Source organism: Mesorhizobium sp. M1322 (assembly GCF_040318085.1).
Classification (GTDB): domain Bacteria; phylum Pseudomonadota; class Alphaproteobacteria; order Rhizobiales; family Rhizobiaceae; genus Mesorhizobium.
In genome coordinates this window covers 1-19,336 of record NZ_JAMYLP010000100.1, presented here as the reverse complement: position 1 = coordinate 19,336, position 19,336 = coordinate 1, and the positions used below count along the sequence as shown (strand labels likewise).

Genomic DNA, 19,336 nt, shown 5'->3' with positions numbered 1-19,336 from the left:
GGTCGGCGCGGTCGTCGACCTCTTCACCCCAGCCGAATGTGCCAATTACTTCAAAGCCGCAGGATATGAACCGGATTAAACAGGACGTGCTCTAGCCACTTGGCGGCATAGCGCGTCCGCCCCTTCCGTCAGCCCTCATGCCGCCATCACGACCTCGTTGTAGGTATCGAGATCGACGTAGAAAACCTTGGTGATCTCTGCGATCAGCTCGTCGTGGTCGTATCCTTGCGATTTCAGAATGTTAATGGCGGTCATGATGTCGACGCGCTCGGTGAGCCGTCGTTTCTGGTAATCCTCGACGTAACGTTCCATCGGCTGTCCCGGGTGCCCGAAGTTGAAACAATAATCAAATCACAGGAGGAAGCCGCTCGCATGAAGCGTGATGGCGCGGGTTGCACCTTCCTCTGATCTGCCGATTGAGACTGATACGGAAAGCGGCCGACTCACCAAGGCCAAGCAAAATCTAGCATGCAATCTTCAACGCGCTAGAGTTGCAAACGGTGACCTTCGTGATTTCGTCATCCTTGGGCGTAGCGACGCGGAGCGGAGCGAAGACCCAAGGATCCATGCCGTAACTTCTGAGCGTCGCCACGGTACAGAATCCAGGATGGTGTACGCTGGAAAACGGCTTCTGTTCTTGACCGCTGCATTCTTTGACTGACGGCACGGCATAGATCCTGGGGTCTGCGCCGCGTCGCTTCGCTCCTTGCTTCGCCCCAGGATGACGAAGGGAGGGATGGTTCGGCTAATCCTAGAGGTTTGCGACACTAGACGGTCAGAAACTTCCGGACCTCCGCCCGGTCGAGATCCTCGGCCGGGCCGGTGTGGACGATCTGGCCGCGGTCCATGATGTTGACCTCGTCTGCCAGTTCCCGGCAGAAATCGAGATACTGTTCGACCAGCAGCACGGCGATGCCTGCCTGGTCGCGCAGATAGCGGATGGCGCGGCCGATATCCTTGATGATCGACGGCTGGATGCCTTCGGTCGGCTCGTCGAGCACCAGCAGCTTCGGCCGCATCACCAGCGCCCTGCCGATGGCGAGCTGCTGCTGCTGGCCGCCGGAAAGGTCGCCGCCTCGGCGGCCGAGCATCTGCTTCAGCACCGGGAACAATTCGAAGATGTGGCCAGGAATGTTGCGATCGGCGCGCTTCAATGGCGCAAAGCCCGATTCGAGGTTTTCCCGCACCGTAAGCAGCGGGAATATCTCCCTGCCCTGCGGTACGAATGCGATGCCCGACCGGGCGCGATCATACGCCGCGCTCCGGTCGAGCGCCTTCCCCTCGAAGGCAACGCTTCCGCTCGTCAGCCGGTGGTGGCCGACGATCGATCTCATCAAACTGGTTTTGCCGACGCCGTTGCGGCCGAGCACGCAGGTGATCTTGCCCGCGCCGGCCTTCAGCGAGACGCCACGCAGCGCCTGGGCGGCGCCGTAGTGCAGCGTGGCATTGGAGACTTCGAGCATGGTCAGCGCTTTCTCCAACGCCTGAAGAACGAAAGGTCGAAGTGATGGAACGGAACGCGCCAGACCATGATCATCTCCCCAAATAGACTTCGACGACACGCTCGTCGGCCGAAACGAAATCGAGCGAGCCTTCGGACAGGACCGAACCTTCGTGCAGGCAGGTGACCTTGACGCCGAGCTCGCGCACGAAATGCATGTCATGCTCGACGACGACGACCGAGTGATCGCGCGCAATATCCTTGAGCAGCCGAGCGGTCTCCTCGGTCTCGGCGTCGGTCATGCCGGCGACCGGTTCGTCGACCAGCAGCAGTTTCGGATCCTGCGCCAGCAGCATGCCGATCTCGAGCCATTGCTTCTGGCCGTGGCTGAGATTGGCGGCGAGTTCGTCGCGCTTGTCGCCGAGCCGGATGATGCCGAGGATGTCGTCGATCTGCCGCGCCTCCGCGGCCGAGCGGCGATGGAACAGTGCCGGGAAGATCGAGCGTGGGCCTTTCAGCGCCAGCATCAGATTCTCCTCGATCGTATGGCTTTCGAAGACGGTCGGCTTCTGGAATTTCCTGCCGATGCCCATCATGGCGATCTCGGCCTCGTCATGTTTGGTCAGGTCGACCTGCCCGTCGAAGTAAACCTCGCCCGCGTCGGGACGCGTCTTGCCGGTGACGATGTCCATCATCGTGGTCTTGCCGGCGCCGTTGGGACCGATGATCGCCCGCATTTCGCCCTTGTCGAGCACTAGCGACAAATTGTTGATGGCGCGAAAGCCGTCGAAGGAAACTGAGACGCCGTCGAGGTAGAGGATGGTGTTGCTCTTCGACATCGCTCACTCCGCCGGCTGCGGTTCGGGGCCGGACGCGGACCAGTCGCCGGGCTTTCGCGCAGCCGAGCGAACGATCTTCGGTGGCGGCGGGATGTCAGGATCGGTGCCGGCCTCGTCGGCGATCGAGGCTGCGCGCAGCGCCCTGGCATTGCCGCGCCAGGAATCCCACATGCCGACAATGCCCTTGGGCAGGAACAGCGTGACGGCGACAAACAGTCCACCCAGAGCAAACAGCCAGAACTCGGGCAGCACGCCGGTGAACCAGGATTTGCCGGCATTGACCACGAGCGCGCCGATGATTGGCCCGACGATGGTGCCGCGCCCGCCGACGGCCGCCCATACCACGACCTCGATCGAGTTGGACGGCTCGAACTCTCCCGGATTGATGATGCCGACCTGCGGCACGTAGAGCGCGCCGGCAATGCCGGCCATGACAGCCGACACGGTGAAGGCGAACAGTTTGACGTTCTCCGCGCGCCAGCCGAGAAAGCGCGTGCGGCTCTCGGCGTCGCGCACCGCCATCAGCAGCTTGCCGTATTTGGAGCCGACGATTGCCCAGGTGACGAAGACGGCGAGCGCGAGCGTTATGGCGCTGGCCGCGAACAACGCCGAGCGAGTCGCATCGGCCTGCACGTTGAAGCCGAGAATATCCTTGAAATCGGTCAGGCCGTTATTGCCGCCGAAACCCATGTCGTTGCGGAAAAACGCAAGCAGCAGCGCATAGGTCATCGCCTGGGTTATGATTGACAGATAGACGCCGGTGACGCGGCTGCGGAAAGCGAACCAGCCGAAGACAAAGGCAAGCAGGCCGGGCACCGCAAGCACCATGATCGCGGCAAACCAGAAGTGGTCGAAACCATACCAGAACCACGGCAATTCCCTATAGTTCAGGAACACCATGAAATCTGGCAGCAGCGGATTGCCGTAGACGCCGCGCGAACCGATCTGGCGCATCAGATACATGCCCATCGCATAGCCGCCGAGCGCGAAGAAGGCGCCGTGGCCGAGCGAAAGGATGCCGCAATAGCCCCAGACGAGATCGAGCGCCAAGGCGAGCAGCGCGTAGCAGAGATACTTGCCGGTGAGCGCGACGACATAGGACGGCACGTAGAACGCACTCGCCGGCGAGACTGCAAGATTGAGCAGCGGCACGATGATGGCGACCGCCAAAAGGATGAAGATCGTGATGGCGATGCGGCGGTCGGCGCCGGCGGCGAAGAAGCGTCCCGTGATCATGCTTCCACCGACCTGCCCTTGAGCGCGAACAGGCCGCGCGGGCGTTTCTGGATGAACAGGATGATGAGGACCAGCACAACGATCTTGCCGAGGACTGCCCCGGCATAGGGTTCGAGGAACTTGTTGACGATGCCGAGCGAGAAGGCGCCGACCAGCGTGCCCCAGAGATTGCCGACGCCGCCGAAGACGACGACCATGAAGCTGTCGATGATGTAGCCGCGGCCGAGATTGGGCGAGACATTGTCGATCTGGCTGAGCGCGACACCGGCGATGCCGGCAATGCCGGACCCCAACGCAAAGGTCAGCGCGTCGACCCATGGTGTCTTGATGCCCATCGACGCGGCCATGCGGCGGTTGGCGGTGACGGCGCGCATCTGCAGGCCCCAGGGCGTACGCTTCATCACATAAAGCAGTACCGCGAACACACCGAGCGCGAATACCAGTATCCAAAGCCGGTTCCAGGTCACGGCAAGCTGGCCGATATTGAACGAACCGGACATCCATGACGGATTGCCGACCTCCTGGTTCGTCGGCCCGAAGATGGTGCGCACGGCCTGCTGCAGGATCAACGAGACACCCCATGTCGCCAGCAGCGTCTCCAGCGGCCGGCCGTAGAGGAAACGGATCACGCCCCGCTCGATGACAAGGCCGACGAGCGCCGCGACCGAGAACGCGAGCGGCAGCGCGATAACCAGCGACCAGTCGAACAGGCCGGGAAAGGAATTTCGGATCACCTCCTGCACGACAAAGGTCGTGTAGGCGCCGAGCATGACCATTTCGCCATGCGCCATGTTGATCACACCCATCACGCCGAAGGTGATGGCGAGACCGATCGCCGCCAGCAGCAGCACCGATCCGAGCGAAATGCCGTACCAGATGTTCTGGCCCGCATCCCACAGCGCCAGCGTCGAATTGATGCTGGCGATCGCCGCCGTCGCCGCGTCCTTGACCGCGCCTTCGGAATTGGCCTCGACGGCGGTGAGCAGGGACAGCGCGTCGCGGTCGCCGCGCGCGCCGATCAGGGCGATCGCCGCGAGTTTATCGGCCTCCGGCCTGTCCGACACCAGAACCGATGCGGCGCGGGCCTGTTCGAGCAGCGCTTTGACGCTTGCCACGGTTTCGCTGGCGATTGCGGCATCGAGCGGCTCGATGTTTGTGGCATCGGGCGTCTTGAACATGGTGTCGGCGGCGGCAATGCGCGCTGCCGGATCTTTCGCGCCGAGCGTCAGCGTCCCCAGCGCATCGCGGATGGTGCGGCGCAGCGTATTATTGACCTTGATCTTGGTGATCTCGCTTTTGGCCGCGTCGCCGGATTTTTCACCGCTCAGCGGGTCGAGCAACGCAACGCTGCCGCCACCTTCCTTGCCGATTAAAACCAGCGAATCGGCCTTGCGGACGTAAAGATCGCCCTCCGCGAGCGCGCCAAGCGGACGTTCGACGGCAGTGTCACCGGTGGCCGCGAGCTCGCGCACGACAGCTTCGGTGGCCGAAAAATTCGAGGCAGTGGCAAATTTGGCGATGATGGCGCGCAGATCCGCTTCGGCAGCGTTCGACGGCGATAGCATCCCCAGGAGGAGCAGCATCGTCAGGCCGATCGCGCGGGTGAAGATCATCGATTTCTGGCGGCTCTTGAAGGGTTGAACTTCGCGTCCGGACGGACTGGAGGAGAGGACGAGCTCGCCCGGACGCGTCGCGGTCTAGGTCGTGGAGAAATCCACGACCGTCAGACCCGGGAGGATCAGTTGGTTCCCTTGCCGCCGCACTTGCCGGTGGCAACATTGAAGTTGCCGCAGGACAGAGGCGCGCGCCAATCGGAGATCAGGTCCTTCGAATCAGCCAGATAGTCAGACCACTCGTCACCCATCACCAGGCCAGGCGTCTGCGAGACGGTCTCGAACTGGCCATCGGCCTGGATTTCGCCGATCAGTACCGGCTTGGTGATGTGATGGTTCGGCATCATGGTCGAATAACCACCGGTCAGGTTCGGCACCGAGACGCCGATCACGGCGTCGATGACCTTGTCAGGGTCGGTGGTGCCGGCCTTCTCAACCGCCTTCACCCACATGTTGAAACCGACATAGTGGGCTTCCATCGGGTCGTTGGTGGTGCGCTTGTCGCTCTTGATGAACTTGTGCCAGTCGGCGATGAACTTCGCGTTCTCGGGCGTATCGATGCTCTGGAAATAGTTCCAGGCGGCGAGATGACCGACGAGCGGCGCGGTGTCGAGACCGGCAAGCTCTTCCTCGCCGACCGAGAAGGCCATGACCGGGATGTCCTCGGCCTTGATGCCCTGGTTGCCGAGTTCCTTGTAGAACGGCACGTTGGCGTCGCCATTGACGGTCGAGACGACGGCGGTCTTCTTGCCGGCCGAGCCGAACTTCTTGATCGCCGAGACCTCGGTCTGCCAATCGGAGAAGCCGAAGGGCGTATAGTTGACCATGATGTCTTCGGCGGCGACGCCCTGGGCCTTCAGATAGGCTTCGAGAATTTTGTTGGTGGTGCGCGGGTAGACGTAATCGGTGCCTTCAAGCACCCAGCGTTTCACCGAACCGCCATCTTCGCTCATCAGGTAGTCGACGGCCGGAATAGCCTGCTGGTTCGGCGCCGCGCCAGTGTAGAACACGTTGCGCTCGCTCTCCTCGCCCTCATACTGGACGGGGTAGAACAGGATGTTGTCGAGCTCGCTGAACACCGGCAGCACCGACTTGCGCGACACCGAGGTCCAGCAGCCGAACACCGCCGCGACCTTGTCCTTGGAGATCAGCTCGCGCGCCTTTTCGGCGAACAGCGGCCAGTTCGAAGCCGGGTCGACGACGACCGCTTCGAGTTTCTTGCCAAGCAGGCCGCCCTTTGCATTCTGCTCTTCGATGAGCATCAGCATGGCGTCCTTCAGCGTCGTCTCCGAAATCGCCATGGTCCCCGACAGCGAATGGAGAATACCCACCTTGATCGTGTCGTCCGCCGCCTTGGCCGGGACACTCATCAGCAAGCCGGCCGTGACCGCGCCTGCCGAAAACATTTTTGTTATTGTCGAGAAACTGCCCCTCATATTCCAAACTCCCTAGCTGGTTGATCGCATCGCAAACAGACAATGCAACGGCTGTGCCAATCGCGGGAGCAAAATTGAATGGGCTTAGATTTCCTAGCCTTATCAGCTAGTTAGTATATTAGCCGCCAAAGATAAGCGCCGCCGCAGGTATTCTGCTTTAGAAAAAATTCTCCGCTCTCGCCTAAGTTTTGATCACTCGCGAATTAATGCATGAATTTTGGGCAACACCATACCAAGACGGCGAACCGTTGCAGCGCTACAGGAAAATGGGGCAAGTTCGATCTTCAAAAGAGGGACGCCATGGCCTCCAGGATTTCTCGTATTTTCAGCACCATGCTTCTGGTTGCGGCCACCAGCGGCGCACGCGCCGACTTCACCGACGGCAAATTGCCGGACGGCACCTATCACTGCGAAGTCTATCTGCTTGGCACGTTCCTAAGCCTTGGCGACATCACCATCAAGGGAAATGTCTATAGCGGCCCGGTGATCTTCGGAACCGCGCGGCAGGGCTACAATTATCAGATGGATGCAAACGGCGAGATTACCTGGTTGGGCCCGTTGGGCGGCTATACGACCGGCGGCAACTCGATCTCGCTCACACAAGCCACCCTGGACGGTCAAACCAGCCCGTCCTTCGACATCATCATGAAGCAGCCTGACGGCGCCTTCACCGCCTCGACCTGCACAAAGCGTTGAAAAGCCGACAAGAAGAGGCGCGAAACTTTGCGAGGTTCCGCGCCAGCGGGCAGTCGGGAGGGTATGGCTAAATGCTCTTGGCCGACATCTGTTCGGCGATATAGTCGGCCTGACGGATCGCCAGCGACACGATCGTCAATGTCGGATTTTCAGCGCCGCCGGTGGTGAACTGGCTGCCATCCGACACGAACAGGTTCTTGATGTCGTGCGCCTGGCCATGGTTGTTGACGACGCCGTCGGCCGCCTTCTCGCTCATCCGGTTGGTGCCGAGATTGTGGGTCGACGGATAGGGCGGCGTTGGGAAGGTTCGGGTCGCGCCCACCGCTTCATAAAGCGCTGAGCCCTGCTTGTAGGCGTGGTTACGCATCGCCGTGTCGTTGGCATGGTCGTCGAAGTGGACGTCCGCCACTGGCATGCCGTGCTCATCCTTGATATCGGCATGCAGCGTGATGCGGTTTTCCTCGCGCGGCATGTCCTCGCCGACGATCCACATGCCGGCCATGTGGTCGTAGTGGTCGAGCGCCGTGGTGAAGGAACGTCCCCAGCCGCCGGGATTGAGGAAGGCGGCCATGAACGACAGGCCGAGCGACAGCGTCTCCAGTTCGTAGCCGCCGACGAAGCCGCGCGAGGGATCGTTGCGAGCCTCGTCGCGAATGATGCCGGCCATGGTGGTGCCGCGATACATATGCACCGGCTTGTCGAAGATGCCGTAGACCGAGCCGGTGGTGTGGCGCATGTAGTTCTTGCCCACCTGGCCCGACGAATTGGCGAGGCCGTCGGGAAACTGGCTCGATGCCGAATTAAGCAGCAGCCGCGGGCTCTCGATCGAATTTCCGGCGACGGCGACGATGCGGGCCTTCTGTTCCTGCAGTCTGCCGTCCTTATCAGCATAGACGACGCCAGTCACCCTGCCGCCAGCGTCGTGGCTGATCTTGATCGCCATGGCGTTCGGCCTGACCTCGAGATGGCCGGTCGCCTCGCCCTTGGGAATTTCGCTGTAGAGCGTCGACCATTTGGCGCCCCATTTGCAGCCCTGGAAGCAGAAGCCGGTCTGCTGGCAGGCATTGCGGTCGTCGCGCGGCTCGGAATTGATTGCCATCCGGCCGGTGTGGCACTCCTTGTAGCCGAGCTTGTCGGCGCCGGCCTTCATCACCTTGAAGTTGTTGTTGCCGGGAAGGCCTGGGATGTTGTTGGTGAGCGTCACGCCCAGTCTATCTTCGGCCTTTGCGTAGTAGGGCTCCAGCTCGGCAAGCGTGATCGGCCAATCGAGCAGGTTCGCGCCTTCCAGTTTCCCGTAGGTCGAAAGCGTTTTGAATTCGTGCTCCTGAAAGCGCAGCGAGGCGCCCGCCCAGTGCGTGGTCGAGCCGCCAACCGCCTTGACGATCCACGCCGGCAGATTGGGGAAATCTTTTGCCACCCGCCAGTCGCCCGAGGTCGTGCGCTTGTCCGTCCAGGCGAGCTGGGCGAATGAATCCCACTCGTCGTTGATGAAATCCTCGTATTCGTGGCGGGCGCCCGCCTCCAGGATGACGACATCGATGCCCTTCTGGGCGAGTTCGTTGCCGAGCGTGCCGCCGCCGGCGCCGGAGCCGATGATGACGACCACGCCGTCGTTCGTGAGATCAAATGGTGCTGCCATGGTTTCCTCCCATGATGTCTGTTGTGTACGGTTTGGAACGATGGGGCTCAGAGCCACTCGATGTCGTCGAACCCACGCGCCATGTAGCCGCCCTTGGAGTAGGACTCGCCCTCGTAGCCGAAGATCGGCCAGACCTCTTTCTGGTTGTAGAGGCCGACGACCAGCCCGCCGCGGACGGCCTGAAAGAACGGCGTGTCCTCGATCTCCCTCAGCACCGCGACGCGCTGCTCCTCCCAGCCGAGACCGGTGTAGCCGTCCTTGCCCGACTTCAAGTCGAGCTCGGCAATGCCTTTTTCGATAAGATCTTTGTGGGCGGGGTCTTTGCCGGCCTGCTCGTCATGGGCCTTGACGGCGATTGCGTAATATTTGTCAGGCACCTGGTCGTGCGGGTAGATGTCGCGCGCCATCTGGATCAGGGTTGCCATGGTTTCGGGCTTGAGCGCGGATGTCTCGAGGCCCCATGCATGTTCCGGGCTGATGACGGCACTGCCCGAAATCACCAGCAACGCGCCGACACCGCCGCGCTTCAGAAGCTCGCGGCGCGATAGCCCTGGCTTCCTTTCGTGGGCCGGCTTTCTCTCATAAATCGTGACCATTTGTTCCTCCCTTTGCTTGCTGTTTGCACCCGAAGGTGCCTGGCTGGCGCCGCGCTGGCCGGCGCGGCCGTAATGTCTCCTATTCGAACCGGCCCTGACGCTGCAGAACCTCGATCTTGTAGCCGTCGGGATCCTCGATGAAGAAGAAGCGCGCGAGCAGCGCTCCGTCGCGGTTGAACTCGACGATCTTCTTCGGGCTCAGGCCAAGCGCGCCGAGCCGTTCATGTTCGCTGTCCAGATCGGCGACCGAAACCGCGAGATGGCCGTAGCCGTCGCCGATCGCATAAGGCTCCTGGCGGCCCTTGTTGACGGTAAGCTCGACTTCGAACCCCGCCTCGGCATTGCCCAGATAGACGAGCGTAAAGGTTTCGAAATCGAGCCGTTCAGCAACATCCAGTCCAAAGGCTTTCCGGTAGAAGTCGACGGACCGGGCCTCGTCCAGAACCCGGATCATGGTGTGGATCGCCTTCGCCAAATGACACTCCGTTGCGGTAAGCGCGATGTGCGCGTCGGGCGTGATTATGCGCGGGTTGCGGCAAACGTGGTGGCAGCCGATTACCACGCGCTAATCTAACGACGGGGTGGCAAACCGCCTAAGGACGAAAGTCCGATTGCTGTTTTCCGCTTTCCGGCTGAAGATAATTGGCCGCAATTAGGCACTGCTCAAAGGTGCGAATCGCTGCTGATTGCGCCTAAAATCAACAAGAATGGCCAAGACCAATAAGAACGGGAGGTAACGATGTGCAGGGTTTTTGCCGGGCAGGATCCGGAGGGCTACCGGCAGATCAATCGATCGATCCGCATCGACGGGCACTCGACGAGCATCCAGCTCGAGGCGACGTTCTGGGCATTGCTCGACGAGATCGCCGACAGCCAAGGTTTAACGACGCCGAAATTCATCTCGAAGCTCTATGACGAGGCCATTGAGATCAATGGCCAGATTCCGAACTTCGCCTCGATGCTGCGCACGACCTGTGCTCTCTATCTGCGCGGGCATCGGCCGGGCATCGAAGAACACACGGCGCCGAAGCGGCAAGCAGCTTAACTTTCGATCGCAACATCGAGCGCCAGGCGGGTCATATCGGTGAAAAGCGCCTGGCGTTCGGAATAATCGGTTTGCTCGCCGGTCACCACATTGTCGACGACAGTCAGCATCGACAAGGCCCGGGCGCCGAAATGCGCAGCGATGCGATAGAGCGCGCTGGTCTCCATATCCACCGCCAGCGCGCCCTGTGCCTGCGCTTCGGCGAAGCGATCGCGCCCCTGAGGATGATAGAATATATCGCTGCAGATGGTCAGCCCGGCCTGATGTTCGATGCCAAATTCGGCGGCCCGCGCCAATGCCTGGGCATACAGCGCCGGATCGGGGCCGGCATCAGCACCATAGAGCCCAAAAACCTGGCCGCTCCCGGCACTTTCACCGCGCACCGACTGCGAGATCACCAGGCTGCGCAGTTTAACCGCGGCAGTCAGGGCACCACAGGTACCGGTGCGAATCAGTGTCTTGACGCCGTGGAAATCCAGCAATTCATGCGCGTAGATCAGGAATGACGAGACGCCGATGCCGGTGGACTGGATGCTGACGGGCTTGCCGCGAAACAGGCCGGTAAAACCGAGGGCTTGCCTTCGACGGTTGACGCAGCGCGGCGCCTCCAGAAAGGTCTCCGCCATCCATTCGGCACGCTGCGGGTCGCCCGGCAACAGCACTGTTGCGGCATAATCACCCTTGCCTGCCTCGTTGTGCGGCGTCACGGCATGCTCCCCCAAAACCCGCCGCCCGTTTCGCCCACGATCATGGCAGTCTTACGCCATTTCGCAAGTGCGAGAATTAGTAAACCCTAAGATTCCAGCACATCCTTGACGATTGTGGCCAGTTGCTTGAGCGAAAACGGCTTCGGCAGGAAACCGAAATGCGCGTCTGCCGGCAGGTTTTTGGCGAACGCATCCTCCGCGTAGCCAGAAACGAAGACGAATTTGATGTCCGGCTGCCGTTTGCGCAATTCGCCAAGCAGCGTCGGCCCGTCCATCTCAGGCATCACCACGTCGGAAACGACAATGTCGATCTTGCCGCCGAGCGCCTCGAAGACTTCCAGCGCCTCGACGCCCGAGGACGCTTCGTGGACGGTGTAACCGCGCGACGTCAGCGCCCGCATGCCGCCCATGCGCACCGCATCCTCGTCCTCGACGAGCAGCACCGTGGCCGAACCCGACAAATCCTTGGCTGCGTCGGCGATCTTTGCCGGTGCAGCCAGCGCCTCGCCGGGCTCGCCTGCCGTTCTCGCCTCAGCAATGTAGCGCGGCAGGAAGATGCGGAACACCGATCCTTTGCCGACCTCGGAATCGCAGAAGATGAAGCCGCCTGTCTGCTTGATGATACCATAGACCATGGACAGGCCAAGGCCGGTGCCCTTGCCGACCTCCTTGGTGGTGAAGAAGGGTTCGAAAATCTTCTTGAGCACTTCGGGGGCGATGCCGCTGCCGGTGTCTTCGACTTCGACCACCACATAGTCGGCCGGTGCAAGTTCGCGGTAGGGAAGGCTCTTGCTCTCCTCTGTGGTCACATTCCGGGTGCGCACCGTGAGGTCGCCGCCGGTCGGCATCGCATCGCGCGCATTGACCGCCAAATTGACCACCACCTGCTCGAACTGCCCGATGTCGACCTTCACCGGCCACAGATCGCGGCCATGATCGACCTTCAGCTTGATGTCGTTGCCGACCAGACGGGCCAGTAGCATCCGCAGATCGGCAAGCACGTCGGTCAGGTTGAGCACCTCCGGCCGCAGCGTCTGCTTGCGCGAGAAGGCCAGAAGCTGCCGCACCAGCGACGCCGCCCGGTTGGCGTTCTGCTTGATGTTCATGATGTCGGGGAAGGACGGGTCCGACGGGCGGTGGTTGGTCAACAAAAGGTCCGATGCCATGATGATGGCGGTCAGTACGTTGTTGAAGTCGTGTGCGATGCCGCCGGCAAGCTGGCCGACCGCCTGCATCTTCTGGCTTTGCGCCATCTGGCCCTCGAGCGCCTTCTGCTCGGTGGTCTCGACGGCGTAGACGATTGCCGATTCTTCGGCGCCCTCGCCGGTGCCGTCGGCAACCGCGTTGACGTAGAAGCGCATGTGCCGTTCCTCATTGACGGGCAGCAGCGTATCGATCGGTTCGATGTCAGCCTGCCTTTGTCGCGCTTTTTCGAACGCGGCGGCAAAGGCGGGCCGGTCGCGCTCATGGATCACCGTGTCCAGCCGCACGCGCCGATCGACCGCATCCCCGTCGACGACGGAGGAAAACAGTGACAGGAAAGGCGCGTTGGTGCGCAAGATGCGCCCGCTGTTGTCGACAGCCGCTATTGCCATCGGCGTCGAATTGAAGAAGCGGGTGAAGCGTATCTCCGAGGCGCGAAGATCGGCGGAAGCGTCCTCGCCTTGCGTCCGGTTGAGCACGATGGTGCGCGTCGGACCGTTGACGCCCTCGCGGCTGGCCGAAACCCGATGCATGAAACGCACGGGCAGCGCCTCGCCCTTCACCGTGGTCAGATCGAGATCGAGGACCGCGTTGCGCGTAGTGCCGGGATCGGCCTTGACCGAGCGGACCAGCGCCATGCCGTCGCCGGCGACGATCTCCGGAAGCGTGACGGCGCCAGGCGTGAAGCTCGTCAGGTCGATGCCCAGCCACTCCGCAAGCGTGGCGTTGATGTAGGTGACGCGGCCCTCCTGATCGGCCGAAAAGAAGCCGGCCGGCGCATGGTCGAGATGATCGATGGCCTCCTGCAGATCGAGGAAGAACCGCTCTTGCTCGGCCCGTTCTACCGAGATGTCGGCGAGTTGCCAGGCGAGCAAGGGCAGCCGCTGGCCCGGGACGCTGAAGGCGCGGGCGCGGGCACGATACCAGCGCGCGCCCGGCTCGGCGCCGGGTCGAATGGATTGCGCAAGCCGAAACTCCCCGTCGCCGGGCTGGCCGTCGCGCAGGCCGGAGGCGAGCCGGTATATGGTCACCGAGGCCTCGGGAACGTCGGACAGCAAACCTTCGACCGTCTTGAGATCCGCCGCGGACGCCGCGCCCGTCATGTCGGCATAGGCCCGATTGGCGTAGACGACACGACCCTTGGTGTCGGTGACGAGAAGACCTTGCGACATCGAATCGACGAAGGCTTTCGACAGCTCGTCACTCGTCGAGCGCGGTGTGATCTGCACGAAGCCGATGGCGGTGGCGAACAGGAAGCCGACACCGATCATCGCCAGCACACCAAGCATTCCAAGCAGGAATGGGTCGCCAAGACGTTCGCGGAAAAGGCCGAAGACGATCGCGGCGCCAGTCAGGACGACGATGAAGACGATGAGCCGGGTGACCGCACCCGGTCGCGTGTTCTGGTCGACGATCGGTACCGGATAGAAATCGCCGCGCGCTTCCTTGGCCATGTGCCCTGCTCGTGAAATCCGGTACTTGCCCCTGCCCGGTTGAATCACATTCTCAGGGTCCGGAAAAGGCCTTGGCGGCAAATGTCCGCTAAAAATGACGCCCGTTCGGCGCCTGGTGTGGTGAATCCGAAATTCGCTCCGCGCTGCACCAGGCTAATGCGAATTTCGGATTCACCACACCAGCAACTTGCTGAAAATCCAGTGTGGTGGATTTGAAATCCGGAACGCTGACGCCCCCAATTGGCAGGGACTTTCAAATCCACCACATTGGTGTTTCAAGCTGTTCAAGAGGCGCGAAAGGCGACTTGCAGTGGCGTGCCGCAACAGTCTAGTGTCGCGTCTTCTTCGAAAGCCGATATTGGGGGCACCAATGCTGCAGTGGCTGGATAGTGTGGCGGGTCCTGGTTATGCCGCGGCAATCCTGTGGACGTTTGTCGCGCTTGTCCTTCTGGCCGTCATTCTCCTCATCATCAAGCTGGTCCGCAATCTGACCTTCGGAACATTCGTTGCCGGCGGCAGGAACCGCAAGACGCGGCTGGCCGTCATGGACGCCACCGCTGTCGACAGTCACCGCCGGTTGGTGCTGGTGCGCCGCGACGACATCGAGCACCTGCTGCTGATCGGAGGCCCGACCGATGTCGTTGTCGAACGCGACATCCGGCTGTCGGCGCTGCGCCGTCCTGCGCTGACCGGAGATGGCGGCGGCCATCAGCCGGCGCCCCGGCCGCGCGCGCCTCAGCCGGCTCCTGCGCCAATGAGGCAAGCACCGCCTCCGCAGCCGGTAAGCGCGGCCCCGACGCCTGTCCGGCCCCACCAGACCCCACCGGCGCCAGCGCTGAAGCCAGCGCAAAGCCCTCAATCGGCGACCATTACGCCGCTGCCCGCCTACGGATCGGCGAACGCAAGTGCCGTTCGACACGCGCCATCGCCGGCAAGACAGGATTCCCCGGCAAAGCAGGATTCTATTGACGATACGCTGATGAGAGAGCTCGAGGTCTCGTTTGATGACCCGCACCCCGCCAAGCCGGAGAGCAAGCCGGCGGCAAAGGCGCCGTCGTCTCTCGATGACGAGATGACGAAGCTTCTCGGCGAGCTTTCCAGCCAGAAAAGATAACCGGCCAGGAACCGGGCCAGCGGACAGCTGACAAAAAAATGGCCGGAGACCGGCCATGACAATATTCGCTATTGCTGCTTTTTAGCGCTTCGCCTGTGCTTCAGTCGTCGCGGTAGACCTTCTCGCGGCGCTCGTGGCGCTCCTGCGCCTCGATCGACAAGGTCGCGATCGGACGCGCATCGAGCCGCTTCAGCGCGATGGGCTCGCCGGTTTCCTCACAATAGCCGTAAGTGCCTTCATCGATGCGCTGAAGCGCGGAATCGATCTTTGAAATGAGTTTTCGCTGGCGATCGCGGGCGCGAAGTTCGATGGCGCGGTCAGTTTCCGAAGAGGCGCGATCAGCGAGATCGGGGTGGTTGGCGTTTTCCTGCTGCAGTATTTCGAGAGTTTCGCGCGCTTCGCGCAGTATGTCGTTCTTCCAGGTGACGAGTTTCAGGCGAAAGTAGGATTTCTGCCGTTCGTTCATGAACGGCTCGTCTTCGGAGGGTACGTAATCGGCAGTAACGATGTCGTTCATTCGACTCACCCAAACAGCCCCAATTTTGGCGCCTATATATTCGCGGACCGAATGCTGCACAAGCGTAATCGACGACAGTTTCACGCAATTGTTAATGTCGGGCAAAACGGTATCGGCCGCATCATTCGCATGAAGGGCGCGAGCGAATTCGCGTATGATTTGTTGGGTTTGAAAGGTGCAGGCCATTGTGCATGAGGCCTTTCTCATGGCTAATCCTGCAGCGCCTTTTGACGAGTTTCGGTGTTTGGCACAAGCGAGGGGCCGGTGAGCAAGCTTTATCTGTTGAGGCATGCCAAGGCCGGATGGGCCCTACCCGGCATGCGCGATTTCGATCGTCCACTCGACGCATCCGGCCTCGCGGACGCCGAAACGATGGGTGCGGCCATGCGGGCCCGCAGCTACGTTCCGGACCTCACCCTTTGCTCCAACGCAAAGCGAGCGCGCCAGACGCTGGAAGGCCTGGCCGGCCACACCGATACAGGCCAGGTCCTGTTCTTGGACACGCTCTACAGCGAGGATGCCGCCGGCTATCTCAACCTCATCCGCGGCAATGGCGGGCCCGGCTCGCTGCTCATCGTCGGCCACAACCCGATGACGGAAGATCTCACTATCGCGCTTTCGGGCGACGGCGACGAGGCTGCGAGGGCAATGCTGAACCACGGCTTCCCGACCTCCGGCCTTGCAATCGTCCGCTTTCCAGGCAGTCTTGCAAACGCCGCGCAAGGCACCGGCTATCTCGAAGCCTTCGTGACGCCGGCCGACCTTTGACGCCATTTCAAACCTAGCGTGGTGGATTTGAAGTTCCTGCCACTTCAATGGCATCAGCGTTCAGGAACTTCAAATCCAAAAGCACGCTAGAATCAATGCATTGCTAGTGTGGCTTAGAATCCGAAATTTGCTCACTGCGCTGCTCCAAGGTACTGCGAATTTCGGATTCGCCACACTAGGCGGCAGCGTCTATATCGGATCGTACCGAAGCCCCGAGAGATCGCATTTTGGCATCATCGCTGACCACTTTCACCGACGAGGCGAAGATTGCCCTGGATACGCTGTCGGGGCGCGCTACCGGGCTTTTTTCGCCATCGCTGCGGCTGGGTGTCACTGGCCTTTCCCGCGCAGGCAAGACAGTGTTCATCTCAGCCCTTGTCCACAATCTGATCCATGGCGGGCGCTTGCCGCTGTTCGCGGCGCAGAAATCGGGACGCATCGCCCGTGCCTTCCTCGAAGAGCAACCGGATGACGCCGTACCGCGATTCCAGTACGAGGATCACGTCGCGGCCCTGGTCAACGACCGCCTGTGGCCGGATTCGACACGTGCCATTTCCGAGCTGAGGCTCACCATCGAATATGAATCGGCCTCCGGTTGGAGCCGCATGTTTTCATCAGGCAGATTGTCGGTCGATATCGTCGACTATCCCGGCGAATGGCTGCTCGACCTGCCGCTGCTCGGCAAATCCTACGCTGATTTCTCACGCGAAGCCTTCGAGATGGCCGTGCTGCCGGTGCGCGTCGACCTTTCGCAGGAATGGCGCGCGCTCTCGGCAGCGGTCGACCCGAATGCGGACGCCGACGAAATGACGGCGCGCCGCCTCGCCGAGAGCTTCGCCACCTATCTCAAGGCATGCAAGCTCGACGAGCGGGCGCTTTCGACCTTGCCGCCCGGCCGTTTCCTGATGCCCGGCGATCTTGAGGGCTCGCCGGCGCTGACCTTCGCCCCCTTGCCGGGCCTAAGCGACCGGCGGGCGCGTTCCGGGTCGCTTCAGGCGATGATGGAGCGGCGCTACGAGGCCTACAAGACCTATGTCGTAAAGCCGTTCTTCCGCGAGCACATCACGCGCCTCGACCGTCAGATCGTGGTGATAGACGCCCTGCAGGCCTTGAACGCAGGCCCCGGCGCGATGGCCGATCTCGAACGTGCGGTGACCGAAATCCTCGCGTGTTTCCGCCCCGGCCGCGGCAATTTCCTGACCGACTTTTTTTCCAGGCGCATCGACCGCATATTGGTGGCGGCGACGAAGGCGGACCATCTGCACCACGAAAGCCACGACCGGCTGCAGGCGATCGTGCGGCGGCTTGCCGACCGTGCCGTGGCGCGGGCGAATTTCACCGGCGCCGATGTCGACGTGGTTGCCCTGGCGGCGGTGCGCGCGACCCTGGAAGGCACGGTCAAGCAAGGCCGTGAGACGCTGCCGGTCATCATTGGCACCCCGCTGAAAGGTGAAAAGATCAACGGCGAAACATTTGATGGAAGAACCGAAACAGCCATATTTCCCGGTGATTTACCGGAGAAAATTGATGCGGTATTCGATGTCTCTGGACCAGACCATCGGCAGAGCCCAGACCATCGGCAAAGCCCGGACCATCGACAAAGTAACGATGACCCGGCGATCCGCTTCGTCCGCTTTCGCCCGCCAAAGCTCGAACGCACGGCTGAAGGCGTCACGCTGTCGCTGCCGCATATCAGGCTCGACCGCGCCCTGCAGTTCCTGATCGGAGATCATCTGGCATGACCGCGCCCCGCAAGCCGGCGGCATTTCGCATCGAGCCGGAAGCCCCGCCAAAAGAACGCGCAGCCTTGCGCCAGCCCGACGCTCCATCGGTCAGAAAGCCGCGCACCGTGAAGGCTGATCTTGCCGTCGTCACTCCGGCGGAAATCGACGTTTTCGACGAGCCGGATATTATCGCCGCCGAACCGCCGCCGGCGACCGCGCTGCGGAAGCGTTCGATATCAGGTAGCTTGTTGTTCGGCGCGTTGGGCGTTCTGGTTTCGCTGGCCCTCGGCCTTTGGATCGATCAGCTGATTCGCGATCTGTTCGCGCGCGCCGAATGGCTGGGCTGGCTGGCCGCCGGGATGGCCGTGATCGCGGTGCTGGCGCTTGTGGTCATTCTTGTCCGCGAGTTCCTGGCGATCGCCCGCCTCGCCGAGGTCGAAAAGCTGCAGAAGCGGGCGCTCGACGCCATTGCCCGCGACGATCCGAAAGCCGCTCGCGCCGTGGTCGACGAACTCTCGGCCTTCGTCGCGGCCAAGCCCGAAACCGCGGCCGGCAGACGCGCGCTGGCTGATTTGCGCGACGAGATCATTGACGGTGGCAATCTGGTGCGCTTGGCCGAGACCGAAATCCTCGGTCCCCTCGATGCGCGCGCCAAGGTGATGATCCTCGAAGCGGCGAAGCGTGTGTCGCTGGTGACGGCGGTCAGCCCTCGCGCTCTGGTCGACGTCGCCTATGTCGTATTCGAAGCGGGGCGGCTGATTCGCCGGCTGTCGGATCTTTATGGCGGCCGGCCGGGCACGCTGGGGTTCTTCCGCCTGGCGCGCAGCGTTCTTGCTCATCTGGCGGTGACCGGCTCGATCGCCCTCGGCGACAGTTTCGTGCAGCAGATCGTCGGCCATGGCCTCGCCGCCCGGCTGTCGGCCAAGCTTGGCGAAGGTATCGTCAACGGCATGATGACGGCGCGCATCGGCATTGCTGCGATGGAGACAGCAAGGCCCCTGCCCTTCAGCGCCACGAGACGGCCCGGCATGGGTGATTTCCTGTCCGCTCTGACATCGTTCGCAACCAAAAAGCAGAAGGAAACATCCGCTTCCGACACGTGACACTTGCTCCAGCGCAATATGTGCTAGCTGGGCGCCCAAAGGGACGCTGCAGCACCTTCATTTTTGCGCATGAACCCAGCGCAATCCGATTCCGATTTCGGTGCCATGCGCTAGGCCGTGTGGACAGTTACCGCAACCATAGGACAATAGCCGCGAGAGTGACAACGGCGCGGTAATTGCGGGCGGTTTTCTCGAAGCGGGTTGC

At 61.8% G+C, this 19,336-nt stretch carries 18 protein-coding genes and 1 pseudogene; 6 read left to right on the top strand and 13 right to left on the bottom strand.

The annotated features are described in order from the left end of the window. Positions 1-135: 135 nt before the first annotated feature. The 6 genes from NKH12_RS25995 to urtA all read right to left on the bottom strand — a co-directional run bounded on the left by NKH12_RS25995 (position 136) and on the right by urtA (position 6,565). Positions 136-312 (bottom strand): hypothetical protein, encoded by a 177-nt coding sequence (locus tag NKH12_RS25995; RefSeq protein WP_084831419.1) that lies wholly within the window; start codon positions 310-312, stop codon positions 136-138. Between the two features lie 455 nt (positions 313-767). Next, positions 768-1,463, bottom strand: coding sequence for an urea ABC transporter ATP-binding subunit UrtE (urtE, locus tag NKH12_RS25990; RefSeq protein ID WP_352955759.1), 696 nt, complete (start codon positions 1,461-1,463; stop codon positions 768-770). Between the two features lie 70 nt (positions 1,464-1,533). Continuing rightward, the gene (gene urtD / locus NKH12_RS25985; protein WP_352955758.1) at positions 1,534-2,280 is read right to left on the bottom strand and encodes an urea ABC transporter ATP-binding protein UrtD; all 747 of its coding nucleotides are present in this window, start codon (positions 2,278-2,280) and stop codon (positions 1,534-1,536) included. 3 nt (positions 2,281-2,283) lie between these two features. Continuing rightward, a complete protein-coding gene (gene urtC, locus NKH12_RS25980) occupies positions 2,284-3,516 on the bottom strand; it encodes an urea ABC transporter permease subunit UrtC (RefSeq protein ID WP_352955757.1) in 1,233 nt (410 codons plus the stop codon). After that, a complete protein-coding gene (urtB, locus tag NKH12_RS25975; protein WP_352955756.1) occupies positions 3,513-5,129 on the bottom strand; it encodes an urea ABC transporter permease subunit UrtB in 1,617 nt (538 codons plus the stop codon). Before urtB ends, urtC begins: the two co-directional genes overlap by 4 nt. A gap of 125 nt (positions 5,130-5,254) precedes the next feature. Next, entirely contained in the window at positions 5,255-6,565 is a 1,311-nt protein-coding gene (gene urtA / locus NKH12_RS25970) for an urea ABC transporter substrate-binding protein (RefSeq protein WP_352955755.1), read from the bottom strand. Positions 6,566-6,865: 300 nt separating this feature from the next. Here urtA and NKH12_RS25965 point away from each other — a divergent pair, with 300 nt between their 5' ends. Further along, the gene (locus tag NKH12_RS25965; RefSeq protein ID WP_352955754.1) at positions 6,866-7,261 is read left to right on the top strand and encodes a hypothetical protein; all 396 of its coding nucleotides are present in this window, start codon (positions 6,866-6,868) and stop codon (positions 7,259-7,261) included. Positions 7,262-7,328: 67 nt separating this feature from the next. On the opposite strand, the gene NKH12_RS25960 is transcribed toward NKH12_RS25965, so the two are convergent. The 3 genes from NKH12_RS25960 to NKH12_RS25950 form a co-directional block, all read right to left on the bottom strand. After that, positions 7,329-8,900 (bottom strand): GMC family oxidoreductase, encoded by a 1,572-nt coding sequence (locus NKH12_RS25960; RefSeq protein WP_352955753.1) that lies wholly within the window; start codon positions 8,898-8,900, stop codon positions 7,329-7,331. A gap of 47 nt (positions 8,901-8,947) precedes the next feature. Continuing rightward, on the bottom strand, positions 8,948-9,496 hold the full coding sequence (locus tag NKH12_RS25955; protein ID WP_095492796.1) for a Twin-arginine translocation pathway signal: 549 nt from the start codon (positions 9,494-9,496) through the stop codon (positions 8,948-8,950). A 79-nt stretch (positions 9,497-9,575) separates the two neighbouring features. Further along, a complete protein-coding gene (locus tag NKH12_RS25950) occupies positions 9,576-9,971 on the bottom strand; it encodes a VOC family protein (protein ID WP_352955752.1) in 396 nt (131 codons plus the stop codon). Positions 9,972-10,235: 264 nt separating this feature from the next. Here NKH12_RS25950 and NKH12_RS25945 point away from each other — a divergent pair, with 264 nt between their 5' ends. Further along, the gene (locus tag NKH12_RS25945) at positions 10,236-10,541 is read left to right on the top strand and encodes a ribbon-helix-helix domain-containing protein (RefSeq protein ID WP_077384009.1); all 306 of its coding nucleotides are present in this window, start codon (positions 10,236-10,238) and stop codon (positions 10,539-10,541) included. Here NKH12_RS25945 and NKH12_RS25940 read toward each other — a convergent pair. Continuing rightward, positions 10,538-11,248 carry a purine-nucleoside phosphorylase gene (locus NKH12_RS25940; RefSeq protein WP_352955751.1) on the bottom strand — a complete coding sequence of 237 codons (711 nt, stop codon included), beginning with the start codon at positions 11,246-11,248 and terminating at the stop codon, positions 10,538-10,540. The genes NKH12_RS25945 and NKH12_RS25940 overlap by 4 nt on opposite strands. Positions 11,249-11,334: 86 nt before the next feature. After that, positions 11,335-13,905, bottom strand: a complete 2,571-nt coding sequence (gene cckA, locus NKH12_RS25935) for a cell cycle histidine kinase CckA (RefSeq protein WP_352955750.1) — start codon at positions 13,903-13,905, stop codon at positions 11,335-11,337. 370 nt (positions 13,906-14,275) lie between these two features. Between cckA and NKH12_RS25930 the strand changes: the two genes are divergently transcribed. Next, a complete protein-coding gene (locus NKH12_RS25930) occupies positions 14,276-15,019 on the top strand; it encodes a flagellar biosynthesis protein FlhF (protein WP_352955749.1) in 744 nt (247 codons plus the stop codon). 100 nt (positions 15,020-15,119) lie between these two features. On the opposite strand, the gene dksA is transcribed toward NKH12_RS25930, so the two are convergent. After that, on the bottom strand, positions 15,120-15,536 hold the full coding sequence (gene dksA, locus NKH12_RS25925) for an RNA polymerase-binding protein DksA (RefSeq protein WP_006202025.1): 417 nt from the start codon (positions 15,534-15,536) through the stop codon (positions 15,120-15,122). 264 nt (positions 15,537-15,800) lie between these two features. On the opposite strand from dksA, the gene NKH12_RS25920 reads away from it, so the two are divergent. The 3 genes from NKH12_RS25920 to NKH12_RS25910 all read left to right on the top strand — a co-directional run bounded on the left by NKH12_RS25920 (position 15,801) and on the right by NKH12_RS25910 (position 19,131). Further along, entirely contained in the window at positions 15,801-16,304 is a 504-nt protein-coding gene (locus NKH12_RS25920) for a SixA phosphatase family protein (protein ID WP_352955748.1), read from the top strand. Between the two features lie 227 nt (positions 16,305-16,531). Then, on the top strand, positions 16,532-18,046 hold the full coding sequence (locus NKH12_RS25915; protein ID WP_352955747.1) for a YcjX family GTP-binding protein: 1,515 nt from the start codon (positions 16,532-16,534) through the stop codon (positions 18,044-18,046). Beyond that, a complete protein-coding gene (locus NKH12_RS25910) occupies positions 18,043-19,131 on the top strand; it encodes a YcjF family protein (protein WP_352955746.1) in 1,089 nt (362 codons plus the stop codon). The genes NKH12_RS25915 and NKH12_RS25910 overlap by 4 nt, the downstream gene beginning before the upstream one ends. 127 nt (positions 19,132-19,258) lie before the next feature. Here the strand turns inward: NKH12_RS25910 and NKH12_RS25905 are convergent. Continuing rightward, a pseudogene (locus tag NKH12_RS25905) lies at positions 19,259-19,336 on the bottom strand (IS5/IS1182 family transposase); the annotation flags it as partial.